General features: G+C 71.1%; 24 protein-coding genes. 10 read left to right on the plus strand and 14 right to left on the minus strand.

Going from position 1 to position 21191, the window contains the following annotated elements:
• The first annotated feature begins 55 nt into the window (after window positions 1-55).
• A complete protein-coding gene (locus tag ACFY1H_RS26430; protein ID WP_366582384.1) occupies window positions 56-619 on the plus strand; it encodes an RDD family protein in 564 nt (187 codons plus the stop codon).
• On the opposite strand, the gene ACFY1H_RS26435 is transcribed toward ACFY1H_RS26430, so the two are convergent.
• From ACFY1H_RS26435 to ACFY1H_RS26460, 6 genes are all read right to left on the minus strand, one after another.
• A complete protein-coding gene (locus tag ACFY1H_RS26435) occupies window positions 500-1150 on the minus strand; it encodes a response regulator transcription factor (RefSeq protein WP_366582385.1) in 651 nt (216 codons plus the stop codon). The genes ACFY1H_RS26430 and ACFY1H_RS26435 overlap by 120 nt on opposite strands.
• 28 nt (window positions 1151-1178) lie before the next feature.
• Window positions 1179-2339, minus strand: coding sequence for a sensor histidine kinase (locus ACFY1H_RS26440; RefSeq protein WP_386950585.1), 1161 nt, complete (start codon window positions 2337-2339; stop codon window positions 1179-1181).
• Window positions 2340-2422: 83 nt separating this feature from the next.
• A complete protein-coding gene (locus ACFY1H_RS26445) occupies window positions 2423-3181 on the minus strand; it encodes a maleylpyruvate isomerase family mycothiol-dependent enzyme (protein ID WP_386950588.1) in 759 nt (252 codons plus the stop codon).
• Between the two features lie 67 nt (window positions 3182-3248).
• Window positions 3249-4100 (minus strand): SDR family NAD(P)-dependent oxidoreductase, encoded by an 852-nt coding sequence (locus tag ACFY1H_RS26450; protein ID WP_386950591.1) that lies wholly within the window; start codon window positions 4098-4100, stop codon window positions 3249-3251.
• A 191-nt stretch (window positions 4101-4291) separates the two neighbouring features.
• Complete coding sequence (locus ACFY1H_RS26455) at window positions 4292-4864, minus strand: dihydrofolate reductase family protein (protein ID WP_366582389.1); 573 nt, start codon at window positions 4862-4864, stop codon at window positions 4292-4294.
• 4 nt (window positions 4865-4868) lie between these two features.
• Window positions 4869-5894: a small ribosomal subunit Rsm22 family protein gene (locus tag ACFY1H_RS26460; RefSeq protein WP_386950595.1), complete on the minus strand. Its 1026-nt coding sequence runs from the start codon at window positions 5892-5894 to the stop codon at window positions 4869-4871.
• 154 nt (window positions 5895-6048) lie between these two features.
• On the opposite strand from ACFY1H_RS26460, the gene ACFY1H_RS26465 reads away from it, so the two are divergent.
• The 3 genes from ACFY1H_RS26465 to ACFY1H_RS26475 are packed head-to-tail and all read left to right on the plus strand — an operon-like array spanning window position 6049 to window position 8133.
• A complete protein-coding gene (locus tag ACFY1H_RS26465; RefSeq protein WP_366582391.1) occupies window positions 6049-6477 on the plus strand; it encodes a YciI family protein in 429 nt (142 codons plus the stop codon).
• Window positions 6477-6827 carry a YciI family protein gene (locus tag ACFY1H_RS26470; RefSeq protein WP_366582392.1) on the plus strand — a complete coding sequence of 117 codons (351 nt, stop codon included), beginning with the start codon at window positions 6477-6479 and terminating at the stop codon, window positions 6825-6827. Before ACFY1H_RS26465 ends, ACFY1H_RS26470 begins: the two co-directional genes overlap by 1 nt.
• Before the next feature lie 46 nt (window positions 6828-6873).
• Window positions 6874-8133 carry an RNA polymerase sigma factor gene (locus ACFY1H_RS26475; protein ID WP_366582393.1) on the plus strand — a complete coding sequence of 420 codons (1260 nt, stop codon included), beginning with the start codon at window positions 6874-6876 and terminating at the stop codon, window positions 8131-8133.
• A 7-nt stretch (window positions 8134-8140) separates the two neighbouring features.
• Here ACFY1H_RS26475 and ACFY1H_RS26480 read toward each other — a convergent pair whose 3' ends face one another.
• The 3 genes from ACFY1H_RS26480 to ACFY1H_RS26490 all read right to left on the minus strand — a co-directional run bounded on the left by ACFY1H_RS26480 (window position 8141) and on the right by ACFY1H_RS26490 (window position 11829).
• Window positions 8141-9010 (minus strand): thermonuclease family protein, encoded by an 870-nt coding sequence (locus ACFY1H_RS26480; RefSeq protein WP_386950599.1) that lies wholly within the window; start codon window positions 9008-9010, stop codon window positions 8141-8143.
• Window positions 9011-9120: 110 nt separating this feature from the next.
• Window positions 9121-10806: an L-lactate permease gene (locus ACFY1H_RS26485; protein ID WP_386950602.1), complete on the minus strand. Its 1686-nt coding sequence runs from the start codon at window positions 10804-10806 to the stop codon at window positions 9121-9123.
• Window positions 10807-11055: 249 nt separating this feature from the next.
• Entirely contained in the window at window positions 11056-11829 is a 774-nt protein-coding gene (locus ACFY1H_RS26490; RefSeq protein WP_366582396.1) for an IclR family transcriptional regulator, read from the minus strand.
• A 313-nt stretch (window positions 11830-12142) separates the two neighbouring features.
• Here ACFY1H_RS26490 and ACFY1H_RS26495 point away from each other — a divergent pair, with 313 nt between their 5' ends.
• The 4 genes from ACFY1H_RS26495 (at window position 12143) to ACFY1H_RS26510 (ending at window position 16801) form a co-directional block, all read left to right on the plus strand.
• Window positions 12143-13522 carry an ATP-binding protein gene (locus tag ACFY1H_RS26495; RefSeq protein ID WP_386950607.1) on the plus strand — a complete coding sequence of 460 codons (1380 nt, stop codon included), beginning with the start codon at window positions 12143-12145 and terminating at the stop codon, window positions 13520-13522.
• A gap of 2 nt (window positions 13523-13524) precedes the next feature.
• Window positions 13525-14193 carry a response regulator transcription factor gene (locus ACFY1H_RS26500; protein ID WP_364049809.1) on the plus strand — a complete coding sequence of 223 codons (669 nt, stop codon included), beginning with the start codon at window positions 13525-13527 and terminating at the stop codon, window positions 14191-14193.
• Between the two features lie 68 nt (window positions 14194-14261).
• Window positions 14262-15404, plus strand: coding sequence for an NHL repeat-containing protein (locus ACFY1H_RS26505; protein WP_386950609.1), 1143 nt, complete (start codon window positions 14262-14264; stop codon window positions 15402-15404).
• Window positions 15401-16801, plus strand: coding sequence for a phosphocholine-specific phospholipase C (locus ACFY1H_RS26510; RefSeq protein ID WP_386950611.1), 1401 nt, complete (start codon window positions 15401-15403; stop codon window positions 16799-16801). Before ACFY1H_RS26505 ends, ACFY1H_RS26510 begins: the two co-directional genes overlap by 4 nt.
• A gap of 9 nt (window positions 16802-16810) precedes the next feature.
• Here the strand turns inward: ACFY1H_RS26510 and ACFY1H_RS26515 are convergent, their stop codons facing one another.
• From ACFY1H_RS26515 to ACFY1H_RS26525, 3 genes are all read right to left on the minus strand, one after another.
• Window positions 16811-17365, minus strand: a complete 555-nt coding sequence (locus ACFY1H_RS26515; protein ID WP_386950614.1) for an NUDIX domain-containing protein — start codon at window positions 17363-17365, stop codon at window positions 16811-16813.
• Window positions 17366-17440: 75 nt separating this feature from the next.
• On the minus strand, window positions 17441-17842 hold the full coding sequence (locus tag ACFY1H_RS26520; RefSeq protein ID WP_386950616.1) for a CoA-binding protein: 402 nt from the start codon (window positions 17840-17842) through the stop codon (window positions 17441-17443).
• Window positions 17843-17879: 37 nt separating this feature from the next.
• Window positions 17880-18383, minus strand: coding sequence for a VOC family protein (locus ACFY1H_RS26525; RefSeq protein WP_366582401.1), 504 nt, complete (start codon window positions 18381-18383; stop codon window positions 17880-17882).
• A 182-nt stretch (window positions 18384-18565) separates the two neighbouring features.
• Here ACFY1H_RS26525 and ACFY1H_RS26530 point away from each other — a divergent pair, with 182 nt between their 5' ends.
• Together ACFY1H_RS26530 and ACFY1H_RS26535 are read left to right on the plus strand one after the other, a co-directional pair.
• Window positions 18566-19321: a 2-keto-4-pentenoate hydratase gene (locus ACFY1H_RS26530; RefSeq protein ID WP_386951375.1), complete on the plus strand. Its 756-nt coding sequence runs from the start codon at window positions 18566-18568 to the stop codon at window positions 19319-19321.
• Window positions 19312-19728, plus strand: a complete 417-nt coding sequence (locus ACFY1H_RS26535) for a hypothetical protein (RefSeq protein WP_386950619.1) — start codon at window positions 19312-19314, stop codon at window positions 19726-19728. The genes ACFY1H_RS26530 and ACFY1H_RS26535 overlap by 10 nt, the downstream gene beginning before the upstream one ends.
• Here the strand turns inward: ACFY1H_RS26535 and ACFY1H_RS26540 are convergent.
• Both ACFY1H_RS26540 and ACFY1H_RS26545 read right to left on the minus strand, forming a co-directional pair.
• Window positions 19718-20578 carry an alpha/beta fold hydrolase gene (locus ACFY1H_RS26540; protein WP_386950622.1) on the minus strand — a complete coding sequence of 287 codons (861 nt, stop codon included), beginning with the start codon at window positions 20576-20578 and terminating at the stop codon, window positions 19718-19720. The genes ACFY1H_RS26535 and ACFY1H_RS26540 overlap by 11 nt on opposite strands.
• 112 nt (window positions 20579-20690) lie before the next feature.
• Window positions 20691-21155, minus strand: a complete 465-nt coding sequence (locus tag ACFY1H_RS26545) for a DUF1579 family protein (protein WP_386950624.1) — start codon at window positions 21153-21155, stop codon at window positions 20691-20693.
• Window positions 21156-21191 lie beyond the last annotated feature (36 nt).

The raw sequence follows: 21191 nt of genomic DNA on the forward strand, positions 1-21191 counted from the left end.
TGCGAACGAGGCGGGCCAACGCGCGCGAGGCTGCCACAGCGGGGAAACTGAGGACATGACCATTCCCGCGCCCGGCCCCGGCGTGGTGGGCCGACGGGTCGTGCAGCGCGTGCTCGACCAGCTGCTCGCCACCGTGCCCGTGGCGGTGGTCGCGGTGCTCGTCGTGCTCTACGTGCCCCCGCCCGGCTCGCTGCTCACGTTCATCGAGGTCGTGGCGTTCACGACGTTCGGGATCTGGGTGCTCGCGAGTCTGTACCTCGAGATCTGGTGGCCGCACCGCCACCGCGGCCAGACGCCGGCGATGCGCTGGCTGCGGATCCGCGTGGTGCTGCCCGACGGCGGCCGGCCTCCGTTGCGCGCCTACGTGATCCGCGCGGTGCTGATGGTGGTCGACGGGTTCTGCTGGGGCCTCGCAGGGGTGGTGATCATGCTGGTCAGCCCCCGCCGGCAACGCCTCGGTGACCTGGTCGCGGGGACCATGGTCGTGCGCGTCGCAGCTTCAGCGGACGAGCCCGGTCTCCCAGGCCCAGATGGCGATCTCGGTGCGGTTGCGAGCCCGCAGCTTGCGCTGGGCGGCCGCGAGGTGAGTCTTCACGGTGGAGAGCGACAGGACGAGTGACTCGCAGATCTCGGCGTTGGTCTGGCCGCCCGCCACGGCTTTCACCACGTCGAGCTCGCGGTTGGTGAGCGGACTGTCCGGTTCGGACCGTTCCTTGCTCGCACTGCCGACGAAGTGGGCGAGCAAACGCGTGGTGATGGCCGGGGAGACGAGCGCCTCGCCGTGCGCGGCCGCGTGCACGGCCTCGATCAGCAGCGTCGCGCCCGCGTCCTTCAACAGGAAGCCGCACGCGCCGGCGCGCAGGGCCGCGTGGACGTTCTCGTCGAGCCCGAAGGTCGTGACCATCACGACGTGCAGCGGATCGGCGACGTCCGGGCCGGCCAGGAGTTTCGTGGCCTGCAGCCCGTCGATACCGGGCATGCGGATGTCCATCAGCGTGACGTCCGGGCGCAGCTGCCGCGCGAGGCGCACGGCGTCCTGACCGTCGGCGGCCTCGCCGACCACCTCGATGTCCGGCTCGCCTTCGAGGATCAGCCGGAAGCCGGTCCGGACCATCGCCTGGTCGTCGGCGATCAACACGGTCACCGGCACGGGGATCCTCCTGCTCAGGCTGTTCTGCTCAGGCTGTTTCGAGCGGCAGCCGCGCGGCCACCAGCCAGCGGTGCCCGGCCGCCGGGCCCGCGGAAACCGTACCGCCGACGGCGGTGACGCGTTCGGTCATGCCGATCAAGCCGTAGCCGCCGGGCCGCGCGGGCTTGGCCGCACCGTCGTTGCCGACCTCCACCACGAGGTCGCGCTGGTCGCGGCGCACGCTCACCCGCACGTCGGTGGCGCGCGGCGCGTGGCGGCGGACATTGGTGAGGGCCTCGGTGATCAGCCGGTGGACAGTGGTCACGACCTCCGGCGTCGCGTTGAGACCGCCGAGGTCGCCGGGCACGTCGAGGGTGACGGTGCCGTCGTCGGGCACCGCGCGGTCCACGGCCGCAGCGAGCCCGGACGGTGGGCTGAACAAGTTCTCGCCGTCGGTGCGCAGCGTGCCGACGAGCCGGCGCATCGACGCCAGCGCCTCCGCGCCCGCCTGCTCGATCTCGGCGAACGCACTGGTGTCACCGCCTTGGCGTTCGGTCACGCGGTGCGCGGCCTGCACCCGCACGACGATGCCGGTGATCTGGTGCGCGACCAGGTCGTGCAGCTCGCGCGCGAGGTTCAGCCGCTCCGCCGCGCGAACCTCGACGGCTTCGGCCCGGGCCCGCGCGTCGGCGTCGCGCAACAGCAGGCCGATCGCGAGCGCCGCACCCCACGCGACGGCCGCGGCGGCCGAGAGCAGCGCCGCGGGCGAGCCGATGCCGTAGCGGAACACCGGCGCCGCCACGGCCGCGATCCCGCCGAGGACGGACAACGTCGCCGCGGGCGGCCGTTGCAGCCGGTGGCAGCACGCGCCGACAACCAGCGCGATCGCGAGTGACTCGGCACCGCTGGGCTGCACCGGTAGCCGCTGCCCGAGCGCCGCGACGCCCGCCGTGACGGCCGTTCCGAGCAGCGACAGGCACGACACCGCCGTCGCCACGAGCGCGACGTGGTCCGGGAACCGGCGGCGCAGCACGGCGAGCACGGCCACCACCGGCCCGAGCCCGGGCGCGAAGTCCACGGCGATCAGCGCGAGCGTGCCCTGCGCCGAGCCGGAGCGCGTGAACACCACGGCGTCGAGCACCACGAGCACCACGAGCGCCACGATCTCGGCGACCAGGGCGATGCGCGGGCCCACGCGCTGGGTGGTCATGGTCCTGATCGTCTCGTGCCGGGGCGCGCTTCGCCCCCTGCGCGGGTGCGAAGTGCCTCAGCCGTGAGGCTGAGCCGGGGGATTCAGCCGAAACTCACCAGAGAGAGCCAGGTGTCGAGGAACGCCGTGTCGCCCGTGCGCTTCGCGGTGGTGGCCGGCACGCGGCCGTAGACGATCAGCAGCAGGTCGGTCAGCGGCGCCTCGACCGTCACGGCCGGGTTCTCGACGGCGCCGCGGTGCCACGCGGGCAGGTCGCCGGTGAGGTCGACGGTCCACGACGCCGCGTGGTCCGTCGGCGCGAGGTGGACGGTGTGGCCGGGTCCCTGCAGCGCGCGGCGCTCGGGGAAGTAGTCGAACATCACCGGCAGGGAGCCGAGTTCGAGCCACTCGTCGAGGGTGTCGTGGGCGAGGTCGCCGTCGAGCTCGAAGGGCTGCCCGAGGGCGAGCGTCACGTCGGCGCGGTGCATGGCCGTCTCGTGCAGGAAGCGGCGGGCGTAGAACGCGGCCCGCGGCGCTCGGGCGGGGACGGGGGTCCAGACCTCGGCGTCGGGCCCGGCTTCGCGCAAGGTCGTCGCCAGGGCCTCGGCGCCGTCGGTGAGCCAGCTGCCCGGCCGGACTTCGTGGCCCGGATTGCGCAGGTAGTCATCGGCGGGGGCCTCCGACGCGCGCGTGCGCACGATTCCCTCGGCGTACCGGTGCCCCGCCCCGACGTGGTTGAGCAGCTGGCCCAGGCTCCAGTCCGGGCACGCGGCGATCCGTGTTGCGAGGTCAGCGCCGGTTGCGGTGGTCCGCAGCAGCTCGGTCTGCGCCACGATCTCGGCGGCCCGGCGTTCGAAGTCCATGGTGGTCGTCCTTCCGGTTCGGTTCACCATGGAGTCGGAGCCGGGGCCGCCGACCGGACACGGTGGGTCAGGCTTCTTCCGGGGCCGGATCGATCGCGACGGACCGCGCGAGCGACTCCAGTGGCGCGAGGGCGTCGAGGCGGCCTTGCAGCGTGGCGGTCAACGCGTCGAAGGCGTCGCTGCACAGCGGGACGCGCAGCGGCGGGTTCTCCTGGGTGGACAGGTCGTGGATCGCGCCGGCGACCTTGCCGGGGTCGCCCTGGTAGAGGTCCAGGCCCGCGGTGCGGAAGTAGCCGCGCACGGCCGCGACCGCGCCCTCCTGGTAGGCCGGGTTGCCCTCGGGGAAGCTCGCCGAGTGGTGGAAGTCGGTGCGGATGGCGCCCGGCTCGACGATGGTGACGCGGATGCCGAACTGGGCCACGTCCTGGGCGAGCGACTCGCTGAAGCCCTCCAGGCCCCACTTGACCGCGTTGTAGACGGTGTTGACCGGGAAGGCCATCTGGCCGCCCATGCTGGAGATCTGGAAGATGTGCCCGCCGCCGTGCTCGCGCAGCGCGGGCAGCACGGCGCGCGTGATCGCGATCGGTGCGTGCAGCATTGTGGTGAGCTGGCTCTGTACGAGCTCGGGGCTCTGGTCCTCGAGTGCGCCGATCACGCCGAAGCCGGCGTTGTTCACGACCACGTCGAGCGGTCCGCGGGCCAGCACCCGGCCGACGACGTCGTCGATCGCCGCGAGGTTGCCGACGTCGAGCTGCTCGACCTCGATCTGCGAGCCGTACTTCTGCGCGAGGTCGGCCATGCTCTCGCGCCGCCGGACCGCGGCGACGACCCGGTCACCGCGATCCAGCACGACCTCGGTCAGCGCCCGGCCCAAGCCTCGGGAGGCGCCGGTGACGAACCAGCGACGGACAGCACTCATCTGCCTCCAGTAACTCGCGCGGTGGGGGAAGTCGAGCGCGAGGCTAGGAGGAGCTGGTCCGCGGTGGCACCGGCGGTGTGGTGACCGAGGCTTTCGGGAACACGTTGTGTCCGTCGGGCCACCGCGTTTCCTTCGCGGGCCCCGGAAGTGCGCGACTGTGCTACTCACTTCGACAGCTACGCCGTGCGGTCTCAGGAAGTGACCCGGTAGGTCAGGTGCGTCATCGTCGGGGTGGTGACGACGTCGGTGCGCTCCAGCGTCACGCGGTGGTCGGCGAGGTCGTCGAACAGGCGCACGCCCTCGCCGAACAGCAGGGGCACGAGGTGCAGGCGCAGCTCGTCGACGAGTCCGAGGCGCAGGTACTGGTCGATCGCCGAGCCGCTCATGACCACGACGTCGCGGTCGCCCGCGGCCTCGCGCGCTTGGGCCAGCGCGGCTTCCGGGCCGTCGGTGACGAAGGTGAACGTGGTCTTCCCGCGCTCCAGCGGTTCGGCCGCGCGGTGGGTGAGGACGAACGCCGGTCGCTCGAAGGCGCCGTCCGGGCCCCAGACGTCGATGCCCATGTCGAACGTGGTGCGCCCGAGCACGAACGCGCCGGTGTCGGTGAAAAACTCGGCCATCACGTCGTGGTCGGTCTCGTTGCCGTGCGCCATCCACGTGTGCAGCAGCTCGCCGTCGCGGCCGAGGCGGTTGTCGGTGTCCGTGCCCGGGCCGGCGACGACCCCGTCGAGCGACATGCTGATCTCCGCGACGACCTTCCCCATCGGACTACTCCTTTGTGGTCCCGGTGTTCGTGGCTCCGGTATTCGCAGCGGTAATCCAAGCGTCGCCCCATTCCGCATCGCGCGCGGCGCGGTAGCGGGGACCGTGGCGTTTGGACACGGTGACGCCGGAAGCGAGGCCATCCACCGTACACAGGTCGAGCTGCACGAAGCCTTTGTGCTTGCGCGGGTGCCGCAGGATCCGCGCGTCGGCGCGGTCGGCTGTGACGCCCGCCGGCGCCGCGACGACGTAGGAGAACTTCTCGTCCTCGAACCCCAGCGTGCCCGCTTTGATGCGCCGGTGCACGCCACTTCGCGGCAGGCGCGCGGCGAAGTGGCACCAGTCCTCGCCGGGTTTGATGGGGCACTCGCCGTCGTGCGGGCAGGGCGCGAGCACCGTGTGGCCGAGGCCGCGCAGCACGTCGCGAGCCGCGCGGATGCGGTCGAACCCGGCGGGCGTGCCGGGTTCGACCAGCGCCACCGCGCCACCCGACGCGGCGAGCCAGCGCACCACCTCGTCGCGCGTGCGTTCCGGCAGCTCGCCCAGGACGTACGACAGAGTCACCAGGTCGGCCGCCGGCAGCGGTGACGCCGGGTCGATCAGCCCGCGCTGCCACGTCGCCCCGCGGACCGCCGCGTCTTCGGCGCTCGCCGCGAGCTTGCGGCCCAGGGTGAGCGCGCCGGCGACCTGCTCGACGACGGTGCACTTCTCCAGCGTCGGCCACGCGCGGGCCGCGGCCCAGATGGCTGCGCCCGTGCCGCCGCCGATGTCGAGCTGTGTGCGCGGCGCGAACCCGGGGGCGGCCGCGGCCACTTCGCCGAGCGCGGAGCTGACGGCCGCGTACGTCGCCGGCATGCGGTAGCCCGCGTAGGCGGCGACGTCGAGCTCCGAGGTGAGGATCGGCGCCGTCGCGGCTTCGCCGGAGCGGTAGCGCGAGCTGAGCTTGTCGACCGCCTGGGCGAGCCGGGATTCGGGGAAGCGGCCGAGCTCGTCGTCGAGGGCGGTTCGCAGGTCTTCGGGGAGGTGCGCCACGACCGAGAATTCTCCCACGCCCGATTTGTCCCCCAAGCAGCTGCCTGACCTGCTAGTTTCGGCCGCGGGAAAAAAGTTCGGGCGCCTTGTCGATCCAGCGGCCGCCCGTTCGACGCAGGGGTGACGGCAAAACCGAAGAGAGAGGATCTCCCAAATGCGGTTCATGGTGATCATGAAGGCGAGCGAAGAGTCCGAGGCCAACCAGCTGCCGACCACCGAGATGCTCGCCGAGATGGGGAAGTTCAACGAGGAGCTCGTGCGGGCGGGCGTGATGCTCGCCGGTGAGGGCCTCACGTCGAGCGCCGAAGGGGCGCGCGTGCGCTTCGCGGGCAACGCCGAGCCGACCGTGATCGACGGCCCGTTCGCCGAGAGCAAGGAGCTCGTGGCGGGCTTCTGGATCCTGCAGGTGAAGTCGAAGGAAGAGGTCATCGAGTGGGTGAAGCGCGTGCCCAACACGGACGGCGCGCACCACGAGATCGAGATCCGGCGCATCGCCGAGGCCGAGGACTTCGGCGACAACCTGACGCCTGAGCTGCGTGAGGCCGAGGAGAAGCTGCGCGCGGAAGCGGCGAAGAACGCCTGATGCGCTTCCTCGTGATGGTCAAGGCCAACGCCGACTCCGAGGCCGGCGTCATGCCGAGCGCCGAACTGATGGCGCAGATGTCGAAGTTCAACGACGAGCTGGCGGCGTCGGGGCACCTCGTGCAGGCCGAGGGCCTCGCGCCGAGTTCGCAGGGCGCGCGGCTGGTCTACTTCGACGGCGAGCCGCAGCCGCGGGTGGTCGACGGGCCGTTCGCGGAGACGAAGGAGCTCGTGGCCGGGCTGTGGATCCTGCAGGGGGAGTCGGTGGCGGAGATCGTCGAGCTGCTCAAGCGCGCGCCGAACCCCGACCTGCAGGCGGGGGTCGTGGAGATCAGGCCGCTCGTTCCGTGACGCCGCGCCCGCCCGAGGCTTGCCCTCGGGCGGGCCAGCCTGTCTGATGGGCTCCGTGGAGACGCACGGTGCCGTGGAGGCGGTCTGGCGGATCGAGTCGTCGCGGGTGATCGCGGGACTCGCGCGGATGGTGCGCGACGTCGGGCTCGCGGAGGAGCTCGCGCAGGACGCGCTGGTCGCGGCGCTGGAGCAGTGGCCGGAGACCGGCGTGCCGCGCAACCCCGGCGCGTGGCTGATGACCACGGCCAAGCGCCGCGCGATCGACCAGTTCCGCCGCAACGAGACGTTCGGCCGCAAGCTCGACGAACTCGGCCGCGAGCAGCAGGCCTTCGAGCCGGACCTCGCCGACTTCGACGCGGTCCTCGACGAGGAACACATCGAGGACGACATCCTCCGGCTGGTCTTCACCGCCTGCCACCCGGTGCTGCCCACCCAGGCGCGCGTCGCCCTCACGCTGCGCATGCTCGGCGGGCTCACCACCGACGAGATCGCCCGCGCGTTCCTCGTCAAGGAATCCACTGTGGCGCAACGGATCGTGCGCGCGAAGAAGGCGCTGGCCGACGCGAAGGTGCCCTTCGAGGTCCCCGTCGGCGAAGAGCGCATGGCCCGCCTGTCGTCCGTGCTGGAGGTCATCTACCTGATCTTCAACGAGGGCTACTCCGCCACCCGCGGCGACGACTGGCTGCGCCCCGGCCTGTGCGAGGACGCCCTACGGCTGGCCCGCGTGCTCACGGGACTCATGCCGACGGAGCCCGAGGTCCACGGCTTGGCGGCGCTGCTGGAGATCCAGGCTTCGCGCTCGGCCGCGCGGACGGGTCCGTCCGGGGAGCCGGTGTTGCTGCTGGAACAGGACCGGGGCCGGTGGGACCAGTTGCTGATCCGGCGTGGGCTCGCGGCGCTGGCGCGTTCGGAGGAACTGGCCGAGGGCGCGTACGGGCCTTATTCGGCGCAGGCGGCGATCGCGGCGTGTCACGCGCGGGCGCGCGTGCCGGAGGAGACGGACTGGACGCGGATCGCCGCGCTGTACACCGGGCTCGCCCAGCTGACACCTTCGCCGGTGATCGAGCTGAACCGGGCGGTCGCGGTGTCGATGGCCGAGGGGCCGGAAGCCGGTCTTGAGCTCGTGGACAAGCTGAAGGACGAGCCGGCGTTGAAGAACTACCACCTCCTGCCGAGCGTTCGGGGGGATTTCCTGGTGAAGCTGGGCCGGCTGGCCGAAGCGAAGGCGGAGTTCGAGCGGGCGGCGGACATGACGGGGAATGCCCGCGAACGCACGCTGTTGTTGGACCGAGCGGCGGCTTGCTGAACGTTCGTCAAGCCTCCACGAACACGATCCGCTCCGGCGGCACGAGAAGTTTCACCGTCTGCCGCTTCACCTCCACCAGCGTGGCGAGCTCCGTCGACTGTCCATCCGGGACGGTGAACAGCCGGTCGTCGCGTGTGTCGAGGAAGTGGGCGAAGCCGGCGAGCGAGACCCCGCCCGTCTCGTCCAGGGCGAGGTAATCCGCCAGCCGGCGGAACAGCTTGGGCAGCAGTACGAGCTCATCCTGCAACTGGGCCCGAGAACGGAGCCGGAAACCCGAAGTGGTCACGTCCGAAGCCCACACGCCGCTGCCCGACGCGCGGGCCGACACCGCAGCGTCCGCGAGAGTCTGGCGCAGATCCACGTACAACAGCGAATAGAACGTCGGATACGTGAGACCCTCGGAGACGAGCTGGAAGTTCACCGAGTTCTTCAACGTCTTCGTGTCGAGGAACACCTCACTGCCGTCCACGGAACGGCCGGGCCGCTGGCCCGGGAAGGCGAACGCGACCGCCCGCCCGTACTTGTCGGCGAAGCGCGTGAGGATGTGGCCCGAGACCTTCTCCGGCTTCGCGGCCGTGACGATGCCGTCTTCGCCGCGCGTGACGGAGGTGAAGCCGAGCAGCGACACGAGCCGGTCGGCCGCGGCGGCGCCGAGGGAAGCCGGCTGGTGCAGCATCTCGCCGCCGCGCGGCCGGTAGTGGGTTTCGAGCGCGTCGATGGCGTCGAGGCGCAGCTGCATGCCGCCGCGGGAGTTGAGGCGGACGCGCAGGCCGGCCTTCTTCGTCGCGGCCGGGTCGTCGGGGTAGAACCGCACGGAGTCGCCGTCCGGTGCGGCACCGAGGAGCTGGAACGTGCCTTTGATCAGCGTCAGTGGCATGTGCACCACGGTAGGTCGCGCGGAGCCGGGTGTGTCCGGTTTTCATCCGGACAGCCCAGTCACCGCCCACAGTGGACGGTGACTGGTTGCCCCGAAAAGAGCAATTCCCGTCAGGGGATCATGAAACCGAGCACGGTCGCCTGCAGCAGTGAGATCACGCCGACCACGGCGGTGAGCGCGAGTGACCACAGGAACGTCTGGCGCAGCAGTGATCCTTCCTTGCCGCTCTGCCCGATCGCCGTCGCGCCGATCGACAGGTTCTGCGGCGAGATCATCTTGCCCATCACGCCGCCGGACGTGTTCGTCGCGCCGGCCAGCACGGGGTTGAGGTGCAGCTGCTGGGCGGAGATCACTTGCATGGGACCGAAAAGGCTGTTGGTCGACGCGTCGGAGCCGGTCAGGAACACGCCGAGCCAGCCGATGTAGGCGGAGAAGATCGGGAACAGCACGCCGGTCGTGGCCAGCGCGAGGCCCAGCGTCTGCGTGGCGCCGGAGTAGTTCATCACGAACGCGATGGCGAGGATCATGAAGATCGTCGCGAGCGCCCAGCGCATCTGGTGCAACGTGGCGCGGTACGTCCGCACCAGTTGCTTCGGCCGTGCGCCCATCGCGAAGCCGGCGATCACCGCGGCGATGAGGGCGACCGTGCCGGGGGAGAAGAGGAAGTCGACGGTGAACGTCGCCGCGTACGGCGTGTCCTTCGGCGTGATGGGCGCGTGCTGGATCACGTGGTTGTGCAGCCCCGGCCACGCGAACACCCAGTCGGCCTTGTGCAGCAGCTTCGTGAGGTCCAACCACACGGGCAGGTGCGCGAAGATCGTGCCGATGCGCGACAGGAAGATCGCGAGGATCAGGATCACGTACGGAGTCCACGCGTAGAGCGCTCCGCGTTCGGCCTTCGCCGCGCCCAGGCTCGCCGACGTTTTCACCGGCTCTTCGCCCGCGAAGCGCCACACGGTCTTCGGCTGCCAGAACCGCGTGAGCACGTAGAGCGCGGCCATCGCGGCGAGGGCGGCGAGCACGTCGACGAGGCTCGCGCTGATGTAGTTCGACGCCGCGAACTGCGTGAGCGCGAACGCCAGCCCGGCCGTGACGACGGCGGGCCAGACCTCCAGCATCTTCTTCCAGCCGGCCAGCACGACGATCAGGAACGCCGGGATGATCACGGCCAGGAACGGCACCTGCCGCCCGACCATCGACGAGAACGCCGCCGTCGCGTCTTCCGGCTTGAGGTGCATGATCGGCCCGGTGAGGCGGCCGAGCACGATCAACGGGTTCCCGAGCCCGCCGAACGCCACCGGCGCCGTGTTCGCCAGCAGAGCCAGCACCACGGCCTTCACCGGCGGGAACCCGAGCGCCGCCATCATCGCCGCCGTGATCGCGATCGGCGACCCACCACCCGCGACGCCCTCCAGCAACGCCCCGAAGCTGAACGCGATCAGCAACGCTTGCAGCCGACGGTCCTCACTGAACCCGGCGAGCACGCGCTTGATGCTGTCGAAGCGGCCCGTGGTCACCGTGACGTTGTGGAAGTACACGGCGTGGAACGCGATCCACGCCACCGACCACACCCCGAAGACCACGCCCATCACGGCGGAGTCGAGCGCGAGCCCCACCGGCATCCGGTAGAGCAGCAGCGCCACCCCGAGCGCCGTGACGAGCGCCAACGCCGCCGACAGGTGCGCCGACAGCTTCACGACACCCAACGCCACCAGCAACACGATGATCGGCAGCGCGGCGAGCAGCGCGGACACCCACAGCCCGCCCGCCGGTTGGTAATCCTGGATCCAGGTCACGCGTCAGCCCCTTCGCCGATCCGCCCGGCCCTCCCGACGGCGGCGGTTCCGGGAGACCCAGGGTCTTTCGTTTCCTTCCCGGCCACGGCGGACGCCGAGCCGGCCTACGCTGGCGGCGGGTGTCAGGTCGTTGCGGGCTGCGGTGCGGAGTCGACCGCGGCGCGTGCCAGCTGAGGGGTCGAGCCGGGTGCGGTGACAGCGGGCTCGATGCTTTGGGTTGTGCGCTTCGTCGGATGTCCGGCCGATGGCCTACCGGCTCCGGACGTACCCCAGCCGGAGCGACAGCGCCGCGGCAGTCCCCGCCACGGTCGCGCCCAGTTCCTCCACGCGGCGCAGCACGCGCGGGGCCGGGCCGGCCACGCTGATGGCCGCGATGGGGCGGCCCGAGTGGTCGCGGACGGCGGCGGCGACGCAGCCGACGTCGGGCTCGTTCTCGACGTCGTCGATGGCCCAGCCGCGGCGGCTGGTGCGGGCGAGGTCGTCGAGGAGGCGGCCGGGGTCGATGATGGTCTTGAGCGTGAGGCTGTCGAGCTTCATCCGGCGGACGCGCTCAACCCGGTCGATCTCGGGCAACGCCGCGAGCCAGGCCTTGCCCAGCGACGTCGCGTGCTGCGGGCGGCGCGTGCCGAGGCGGCAGGCGAGCGTGACGGCGCTGGCGCTGCGTTCGGTGGCGACGTAGACCATGGTGTCGTTGTCGGGCACGGCGAGGTACGTCGTCTCGCCCGAGCGTTCGGCCAGCGACGCCAGGTAGCGCGGCGCGCAGCGGTGCAGGTCGGTCGCGGCCATCGCGCGGGCGCCGAGCTCGACGAGGCGGGTGCCGAGGCGCACGCGACCGGTCACGGTGTCCGCTTCGAGGTATTCGAGCCGCTTGAGGGTGCCCACGATGCGGTACGCCGCGCTGCGCGAGAGCCCCAGTTGCCTCGCGATCGCGTTGGTGGAAATCTCCTGGTGCTGCCCCACGTGCTCCAGCACCGCGAGCCCGCGCTCCAGCGTGCCGCTCTGGTCCAGCCCTCGTTCCGTCACGTCGATCGCCCCTTCGCCCAAATTCCCGCTCACCGGCACGTATTTCCGCTAAGCGGGGTTGGACGCTAACAGCTCCGATGTATGGACGGAAGATCTTGACCTACTTTCGTATTGTGGCAGGTCAAGGTTGCCCTGAATGGTTCAACCTCCGATCGTTAGGACGACTAACAAAGCATTCCACGCAACAACAATCGCCTTCTCAGCAAAACCACAGCGCCGCCCGGGTAAACAGTCCGAACAGGACAGACGATCCGGGGTGAGCGAAACGAGGAGCGAACACCGGACCCGAACCGGAAATCGTTACCCTGCGTACGTGAGGGTGCGAGCGGTGATCGGTGTCCGGATGCGGACCACGGCCGTCGCGGTGGTGGTGCTGGCGCTGGCCATCGCGGTGGCGTGCGTGGTCGTCGTCGTGCTGCTCGAAGAGTCGCTCGACCGCAGCGTGACGGAGAGTGCGCGCAGCACCGGCCGCCAGGTCGCCATCCAGCTCGTCCGCGAAGGCTCGCGCGACCTTTCCGCGAGCGACGTCGCCAGCACCGGCGACACCGAGGCCGTCACGCAGGTGCTCGACAGGACCGGCCGGCCCATCGCGGGCGACCCCGCCATCACCGGTCACCCGCCGCTGACCGGCGACCGACCCGCCCCCGGCCAGGAAACCGTCGAGACCCTGCCACTGGACCTGAACGGCGACGGCGCCGACTACCGCGTCGTCTCCCAAGGCGTCCGGGGGCCGGGCGGGCCCTACACCGTCATCTCGGCGAGATCCCTCGAACCCGTCACCGAAGCGTCGACCCGGCTCACTCTCCTCCTGGCCCTGATTTCCCTGCCGCTGCTCGCCATCGCCGGGTTCGCCGTCTACCGCTCCGTCGGCGCGGCCCTGCGGCCGGTGGAACGCATGCGCCGCACCGTCGCCGAAGTGTCCACAAGAGACCTCACCGCGAGAGTTCCGTTGCCGCCCGGCAACGACGAGGTCCACCGCCTCGCCGTGACCCTCAACGAGATGCTCAACCGCCTGCACTCCGCCCAAGCCGCGCAACGCCGGTTCGTGGCCGACGCCAGCCACGAGCTGCGCAGTCCACTCTCGACGATCAGCACCGCTCTCGACGTCTCCGGCCGCCACCCCGAGACGACCGGCGAGCTCGTCCCCGTCATCACCCGGGAAACCGCGCGCCTGCGCGAACTCGTCGACGACCTCCTCATGCTCGCCCGCACCGACGACACCACCGAGCGCCCCGCGACGACCGAAGTGGACCTCGACGACATCGTCCGCGCCGAGGCCCACCGCATCCGCGCCGAAGGTCCCATCAAGATCGAGGTCCGCGCCGGGCCGGCCAAGGTCCGCGGCAGCGAAGCTCAGCTGAGACGGGCCGTGCGCAACCTCGTCGACAACGCCCGCGGTCATGCCCGCGAACGCGTCCGCATCGCCAGCTGGGTCCACGAAACCACCGCCGTGGTGGAGGTCAGCGACGACGGCCCCGGTGTCGCCCCGGAGGACCGCGAGCGCGTCTTCGAACGGTTCGTCCGGCTCGACGCTTCGCGCCAGCGCGGCCACGGCGGCACCGGTCTCGGCCTCCCGATCGTCGCGGGCATCGCCGCGCGCCACGGCGGCCAGGCGTCCTACGTGGACGTCACCGACCCCAGCTACCCGGGTGCCCACTTCCGGATCGAACTGCCCCGCCTCGAGGAGGACTGACCGTGCGGCTGCTGATCGTCGAGGACGAGCGCGAGCTCGCCGAAACCCTGCGGCGGGGACTCGTCGCGGAGGGCTTCACCGTCGACGTCGTCCACACCGGACCCGACGGCCTGTGGTCGGCCACCGAGCACGACTACGACACCGTCGTGCTCGACATCATGCTCCCCGAGCTCTCCGGATACGAAGTGCTCAAACGCCTGCGCGCCAAGGAGAACTGGACCCCGGTTCTCATGCTGACCGCCAAGGACGGCGAGTACGACGAGGCCGACGCGTTCGACCTCGGCGCCGACGACTACCTGTCCAAGCCGTTCTCCTTCGTTGTCCTCGTCGCGCGGCTGCGGGCATTGCTCAGGAGAGGCGCCCCCGCCCGCCCCGCCGTGCTCGCGGCCGGCGACCTCAAACTCGACCCCGCCGCGCGCACCGTCCACAGGGGAGAGCAGCGCATCGACCTGACCGCGCGCGAGTTCGGCCTGCTCGAGTTCCTGCTCCGCCGCCAGGGCGCGGCGCTCACGAAGAACGAGATTCTCGGCCACGTCTGGGACGCGCACTACGAGGGCGACGAGAACGTCGTCGAGGTCTACGTGGGGTACCTCCGCCGCAAGATCGACGCGCCGTTCGGCACCCACACCATCGAGACCGTCCGCGGGGTCGGCTACCGGCTCGTCACCTGAGCGAACTCTTCCTGAACACCCACCACCCCGGCTTTCCTGGTACGGGCGTGCCAGTGGATGCTGTGCCCGTGGCTACCGGCACCCTGGTCAGCAGTGCGCCCTCCGTGGAGCAGGGCGAGCTGATCACCTTCACGTACACGACGCCCCAGTCGTCGGTGACCCCGAAGAACTGGGTCGGGCTCTACTCCGACCCGGGCGACGGCCCCGTCGACCAGTCCTACGTCGGCCCGTCGACGCTGTGGGAGTACACCCCGCCGGCGAGCGGCACCGTCTCGTTCTCCACCGGCTCGCTCGGCCCCGGGAACTACGTCGCGTTCTACCTCGCGAACGACGGCTACGCCTGGCTCGCCGAACCCGTGCGCTTCGTCGTGCGCCCGACGCCACAGACACCACCGCCCGTGTACCAGGGCGCGTTCGGCCGCAGCGGGCGCGGGCCGGCGCAGTTCAGCAGCCCGGCCGGCCTCACCGTCGACCCGCGGGGCCAGATCTGGGTCGCCGACACCGGCAACGACCGCGTGCAGGCCTTCACCCGCGACGGCCGCCTGGTGCGGGTCCTCGCCGGCCGGTTCAAGGCGCCGCAGGCCGTGGCCGTGGACCACGCCGGCAACGTCTACGTCGCCGACACCGGCAACAACCGCGTGGTCCAGTACTCCTGGTGGGGCGGCTTCGCGCGCGAGTACGGCGCCGGGCAGCTGGACAACCCGCGTGGCGTCGCCATCGACACCGCGGGCCGGCTGCTGGTCTCGGACACCGGCCACCAGCGCGTGGCCCGCTTCGACACCCTCACCGGCAAGGCGCTCACTGACATCACCGAGAAGGTCAGCTCGCCGCAGGGCATCGTCAGCGACGGCGCCGGCGGCGCGTGGATCGTGCAGAACGGCCGCGCCGCCAGCGGCAGCGTCGCCGTGGTGCACTACTCGGGCGACGGCAAGGCGATCGGCTCCATCGGCGGCGGCCAGAACAGCGAGTTCGGCGGTCTGTCCAACCCCGCGGGCGTCGCGCTCAACACCCAGGGCGACGCGTACGTGACCGTCCCCGACTACGGCTGGGTCGCGCAGTTCCGCACCACCGGCCCGTACCGCGCGGAGTTCGGCACCGACGGGCCCGGCGCCTTGAGCTTCCCGCTCGGCGTGGCCGTCGACGCGCAGGGCCGCATCTTCGTGGCGGACACCGGAAACGATCGTATCGTCCACTTTGGAGCGAGAGCGTGAGCGAGTTCACCCGGCGCCGGGTCCTCGGTGCCGCCGCGGCGGCCGCGGCCGCGGCCGGATCGCTCGCGCTGCCGGAGAACGTCCGCAAGGCGCTGGCCGAGCCCGCGCGCCGGAAGGGACGGCTCGAGGACATCGAGCACTTCGTGATCCTCATGCAGGAGAACCGCTCGTTCGACCACTACTTCGGCACCATGGACGGCGTCCGCGGCTTCGCCGACCCGCACGCGATGAAGCTGCCGAGCGGGAACTCCGTCTTCCAGCAGCCCTACAGCGGCCACCCCGACGGTTACCTGCTGCCGTTCCGCTACAACACGCGCACGACGAGCGCGCAGGCCACGCCGGGTCTCCCGCACGACTGGACCGACCAGCACACCGCGTGGAACAACGGGAAGCTGGACCGCTGGATCGAGGCCAAGGGCGCGAAGACCATGGCCTACTACGACCGCGACGACATCCCGTTCCACTTCGCGCTCGCCGAGGCGTTCACGGTCTGCGACCACTACCACTGCTCGGTGATCGGCCCGACGAACCCCAACCGGCTCTACCTGTGGACCGGGTGGATCGACCCGCACGGCACGGCCGGCGGACCCGCGAACACCAACTTCATGTCGTCGGACAACCCGGCGCTGTCCTGGAAGACCTACCCGGAGCGGCTCACCGAGGCCGGCGTCTCGTGGCGGATCTACCAGGAGGAGGACAACTACGACGACAACGCGCTGGCCTGGTTCCGCCAGTTCGCGGACGCGCCGAAGTCGTCGCCGCTGTACAAGAACGCGATGGTGAAGAAGTCGGCGGGCTGGTTCGAGCACGACGCCCGCAACGACAACCTGCCCGCCGTTTCGTGGCTGGTGGCGCCCTCGGCGCAGACCGAGCACCCGAACTGGATGCCCGCCGCCGGTGCGCAGTACATCGCGTCGAAGCTCGACGCGATCGCCGCCAACCCCGACGTGTGGGCCAAGACGGCGTTCATCCTCACCTACGACGAGAACGACGGGTACTTCGACCACGTCGCCCCGCCGACCCCGCCCGCCGGCACCCCGGACGAGTTCGTCGGCGGCGTGCCGATCGGCCTCGGTTTCCGCGTGCCGACCGTGGTGGTGTCGCCGTGGACGGCCGGTGGGTACGTGAGCTCGGAGACGTTCGACCACACGTCGTTGATCCGGCTGCTGGAGGCGCGGTTCGGGGTGCGGGAGCCGCACATCAGTGCCTGGCGCCGCCGGACCGTCGGTGACCTGACGTCGGCGTTCCGGTTCGATCGGCAGCCGGCGCGGTACCCGCGGGACAACCGCGCGTTGCACTACCCGGCGACGACGGCGGATCTGCTGCAGGCGCAGGTGCAGGTTCGGGACAACCCGGCGCCGTCGGTGCCGACCGGGCCGCAGTCGATGCCGAGCTGAGTTCGGCTGCTACTGCGCTGAGCGGCCGAACTCGCCGTAGAAAGTCTCGCCCGCGAGCAGGGCTTGGTACGCGAGCGCCACGCGCCTGGCTTTGGACGGCCGAAGCCGTGGTTCCGCCGCGGCGAGGTCCAGGAACTCGAAGCCGCCGAGCTCGTCGCCGGCCGGTTCGATCGCGTGCACCTGCGCGGGGCTGAGGGTGCCGCCGTCGAAGATCAGCTGCAGGCTGTCGCGCCAGACGCCGTGGGTCGGCATCCAGTCGACGAGCAGCAGCCGCCCCAGCGCGAGGTCGAGGCCGAGCTCCTCGCGGACCTCGCGGTGGCAGGCCGCGAGCGGGGACTCGTCGTCCTCGACCATGCCGCCGGGGATCTCCAGGAACGGCTTGTACGTCGGGTCGACGAACAGCAGCCGACCCTCCCCGTCGCGCACGAGCGCGCCGGCGGCGACGTTCTTGCGGGGCAGCCGCCCGGCGATACCGGGGTTGAACTCGGCCTCCGGCTCGCCGTCGGCCTGCAGGTCGGCAGCGAAAACGGCGGGGTCGCCGCGGTGGTGGGGCTCTTCGGTCACGGTGCCTCGCCGGCCAGGAGCGCGCCTCGGCCGGCGGACGCTGCTACGCGTCGATGATGCCCTAGCCCGCCGCGGTCAGTTCTTCGAGATCGCGGCGACCGCGCGGACCACCGCGGTGCAGCGGTTCTCCACGTACTCGAGCCCGCCCTCCTCCGCGATGCGCTTCGCCTCGGCGGAGACGATGCCCTGCTGCAGCCACAGCGCCTTCGCACCGATGGCGACGGCGTCGGCAGCGATGCCCGGGGCCTCGGCGGCCGGGCGGAAGACGTCGACGAGGTCCACCGGCTCCGGGATGTCCTTGAGGGCCCGGTAGACCTTCTCGCCGAGCAGCTCCGTGGCCGACGGGTGCACGGGGATGATGCGGAAACCGTGCGCCTGCAGCGTGGCGGGCACCCCGTGCGCGGCCTTCGCCGGGTCGCGGCTCAGGCCGACCACCGCGATCGTCGTGGCGTTCGCGAGGATTTCTTCAGGTTGCATGATGGGGGAACGTTGTTGGCGAACAAGGGATTCCGCGTCAGCCGATCTTCGAGCCGTACATCTCACCCAGGTCGTCGGCGATGAGCTCGATGCGCGCGCCGTCCGGGTCGGTGAGGTAGATGGACGTGCCGCTCTCTTCGAGGTACTTCACGCCGGCCTTGTCGAGACGGGTGCGCGCGGCGGCCCAGTTCTCCGGCGTCAGCGACAGCGCGAGGTGGTGCAGGCCGCCGAGGACCTCCGCGTACGGGCCGAGGTCGAGGCCCGGCAGGTCGAAGAACGCGACCGCGTTGCCGTTGCCGACGTCGAAGAAGAAGTGGCTGGAACCCGGGTAGTCCCGGTTCTCGATCAGTTCGGTGAGCGGGAAGCCGAGCACGTCCTGGTAGAACCTGATCGTCCGCTCGACGTCGCTGGAGAGCAGGGCGGTGTGGTGGATGCCGCGGCCCGCGGTCGTGGGCCGGACGGCGGCCGGGTGGAGGTGCTTGTCCCGCAGCTGGTCACGGGCTTCGGCGAGCTTCGCGACTTCGGTCTCGGTGGGTGCCATCTCCGGTCACGTCCTCTCAGGGGGTTGGTGCTTCAAAAGCTACTCCTCATATGTCTCGCGTGCAAGAAGTTTCTCCGCGAGAGATTGCGTCGTGCCGTCCAGCGGAACGAACGCCTTGGCCGGGGCCGGCTCGTCCGGGAGAGTCCGTCGGCGTGGAGCACCTGCACGAAGTCGTCGACAGCCTGGCCCGGGCCCACGAACGGCGGGAGCCCGTCGAGCCGTTCGCGGGTGGCACGGCCGAGGACGCCTACCGGGTCCAGCTCGCGCTCGTGCGGCGCTGGGTCGAGGCCGGCGACGTCGTGCGCGGCCACAAGGTGGGGCTCGCGTCGGCCGCGATGCAGCGGCAGATGGGCGTGGACCAGCCCGACTACGGCCACCTCACCGCGTCGATGTTCCACCTCGAACACCAGCCCATCCCGGCAGGCTTGTTCCTGCAGCCGCGGATCGAGCCGGAGATCGCGTTCGTGCTCGGCGCGCCCCTGCGTGGACCGGGCGTGACGGTGGCCGACGCCGTGCGCGCTGTCGACTTCGTGCTGCCGGCGCTGGAGATCGTCGACTCGCGCATCCGCGACTGGCGCATCTCGCTGTTCGACACGATCGCCGACAACGCGTCTTCCGGTGGTGTCCTGCTCGGCAGCCGCCCGACCGCCCTGGGTGACGTGGACCTGCGGCTCACCGGCTGCACCCTGCACCTGAACGGCACGCTCGCCGCGACCGGCGCCGGCGGGGCCGTGCTGGGCTCGCCGGTGAACGCGCTGGTGTGGCTGGCCAACACCGTCGGCCCGCTCGGCGTGACGCTGGAGCCGGGCCACGTGGTGCTGCCGGGGTCCATGACCCGCGCGTTTCCGGTGGCGCCGGGCGACACGGTCGTCGCGACGATGGCGGGGCTGGGCAGCGTGACCGCGGTGTTCGCGGCGGAGGAGGACCCGTGTTCGTGACGGACGAGATGCTCACGGCTCCCGTCGCCGCCGGGATGCGGGCGCGGCCGGTGCTGGTTTTCCGCCTGCGTCGGGGCTTGGCAGGGCCAGGCGTGGTTGCGCTTGAGGCTGTTTCGCGCGTGTACGGCGGTATCGCGCTGCTTGAGGACGATGTCCTGGTGGCCGTCCGGCTCGGTCCGGTGGGGGTTTCGCCCGAGGGGTTCGACCTCACGATGGAAGCGGTGCTGCTCGAAGTCGACGGGCAGATCGTCGACACGGCCACGGGCGCGGCGGTGGGATATCAGGCGATCGAGGGCGTTGCCGCCGAGGAGGGCCTTCTCGTGGCCACGGAAGGCTTGACCGGGCCCGTCGCCGTGGGTTCCCGCGTGGCGGCGCACTTCACGCACCTCGGTGTCGTCACGCTTTAGCCGCCACCCGCGCGATGCCGTCGAGCACCCGGGACCAGATGGGTTCCGGCAGGTCGTGGCCCATGCCCGGGACGACGTCGAGGTCGGCGCGCAGGGCGCGGGCCGTGGCGCGGCCGCCGGAGACGTGGACGAGCGGGTCGCGCGCGCCGTGGACGACGAGCGACGGAAGCGTGAGGCGGCGCAGGGCGGCGGTGCGGTCGCGGGTCGAGAGGATCGCGGCGAGCTGGCGCGCGGCGCCGCCCGGGTTGACGCCGCGGTCGAAGGTGCGTTCGGCGCGTTCGCGCATGCGCTGCTCGTCGAAGGGGTAGCCGGGGGAGCCGATGAGGCGAAAGGTCTTGACCAGCAGCTCGACGTACTCCGCCCGGTTGCGCGGCTGCGGCGCCAGCATCGACGCGGCCGCGCGCGGGCTCGGGTGGCCGATCAGGCGGTTGCCGGTGGTGGACATGATCGACGTCAGCGACCGGACGCGCCCCGGGTGCCGGATGGCGAGCGTCTGCGCGATCATGCCGCCCATCGACGCGCCGACGACGTGGGCGCGCTCGATGCCGAGGGCGTCGAGCAGGCCGGCGGTGTCGTCGGCCATGTCGGCCACCGAGTACGGCGCCGCGCGCAGCAGGTAGGCCCGCACGACGTCGGCGCGCCCGGACATGCGCTGCGAGCGCCCGGCGTCGCGGTTGTCGAAGCGCACCACGCGAAACCCGCGCGCGGCGAGCTGCTCGCAGAAATCGTCGTCCCACCAGGTCATCGGCGCGGCGAGCCCCATGATCAGCACCAGCGGCGGTGCCGTCGCGGCGCCGAACTCCTCGTGGCAGAGGGTGATGCCGTTGGCCTGGGTGGTCGACTCGGTCATGGTCTCTTCTTACCAATCCGACCAGAAGTAGGCGGGCGCCCGGCCGCACGTTACCGCGCCTGGCAACCATTCCCGCCGTGACTGTGGTCGGGTTGGTAAGCAACGGCACAGTTCAGTGCGTGCGCGTGTACCGGGCGCGCAGGAACGGGCCGAACTCCGCGGCGTCGCCCATCTTCACGTCGATCTCGTGGGTGAGGACGTCGTTGTCCGGGGTCAGCCGGTGCCGCGCTACGCCACGCGGGGTGCGCTTTTCGAGGTGCAGGGTTCCCTCGCGCCACTCGCCGCGCCCGGGCTCGCCGGGCGGGAAGCCGTAGCTGTCGAAGCCGTACCAGAGCGTCTCCTGGGTGGCCGGGTCGACGGTGAAAACGTTGTGGCCCAGGAAGGTGCTGCCGTCCTCGCGCGTCTGGACGTACTCCTGCACCACCGCGAACCCGTCCAGCGCGCCTCGGTAGGTGGCGGTCGCCTTCGCGGTGGCCGCCGGCGCCCAGGCCGAGGCCGCGAGCTCCTCCACCCCGGCCCAGTCCCCGATCAGAGCCTTGAGCTCCTCGTGCGCTGGGGTGATTTCGGGCATCTCCATGACTTCTCCCTTCGACAGGTACCTGTCAATATGGCA

It is taken from the genome of Amycolatopsis sp. NPDC001319 (genome assembly GCF_042896185.1).
Lineage (GTDB): Bacteria > Actinomycetota > Actinomycetes > Mycobacteriales > Pseudonocardiaceae > Amycolatopsis.

Bases quoted from the DNA above. Each gene is read 5' to 3' on its own strand.
- ACFY1H_RS26480 (WP_386950599.1), bottom strand. From the start codon at position 9,010: ATGCCACTGACGCTGATCAAAGGCACGTTCCAGCTCCTCGGTGCCGCA.
- ACFY1H_RS26455 (WP_366582389.1), bottom strand. From the start codon at position 4,864: ATGGGGAAGGTCGTCGCGGAGATCAGCATGTCGCTCGACGGGGTCGTC.
- ACFY1H_RS26470 (WP_366582392.1), top strand. From the start codon at position 6,477: ATGCGCTTCCTCGTGATGGTCAAGGCCAACGCCGACTCCGAGGCCGGC.
- ACFY1H_RS26465 (WP_366582391.1), top strand. From the start codon at position 6,049: ATGCGGTTCATGGTGATCATGAAGGCGAGCGAAGAGTCCGAGGCCAAC.
- ACFY1H_RS26540 (WP_386950622.1), bottom strand. From the start codon at position 20,578: ATGACCGAGTCGACCACCCAGGCCAACGGCATCACCCTCTGCCACGAG.
- ACFY1H_RS26475 (WP_366582393.1), top strand. From the start codon at position 6,874: ATGGGCTCCGTGGAGACGCACGGTGCCGTGGAGGCGGTCTGGCGGATC.
- ACFY1H_RS26525 (WP_366582401.1), bottom strand. From the start codon at position 18,383: ATGGCACCCACCGAGACCGAAGTCGCGAAGCTCGCCGAAGCCCGTGAC.
- ACFY1H_RS26520 (WP_386950616.1), bottom strand. From the start codon at position 17,842: ATGCAACCTGAAGAAATCCTCGCGAACGCCACGACGATCGCGGTGGTC.
- ACFY1H_RS26450 (WP_386950591.1), bottom strand. From the start codon at position 4,100: ATGAGTGCTGTCCGTCGCTGGTTCGTCACCGGCGCCTCCCGAGGCTTG.
- ACFY1H_RS26445 (WP_386950588.1), bottom strand. From the start codon at position 3,181: ATGGACTTCGAACGCCGGGCCGCCGAGATCGTGGCGCAGACCGAGCTG.
- ACFY1H_RS26440 (WP_386950585.1), bottom strand. From the start codon at position 2,339: ATGACCACCCAGCGCGTGGGCCCGCGCATCGCCCTGGTCGCCGAGATC.
- ACFY1H_RS26545 (WP_386950624.1), bottom strand. From the start codon at position 21,155: ATGGAGATGCCCGAAATCACCCCAGCGCACGAGGAGCTCAAGGCTCTG.
- ACFY1H_RS26430 (WP_366582384.1), top strand. From the start codon at position 56: ATGACCATTCCCGCGCCCGGCCCCGGCGTGGTGGGCCGACGGGTCGTG.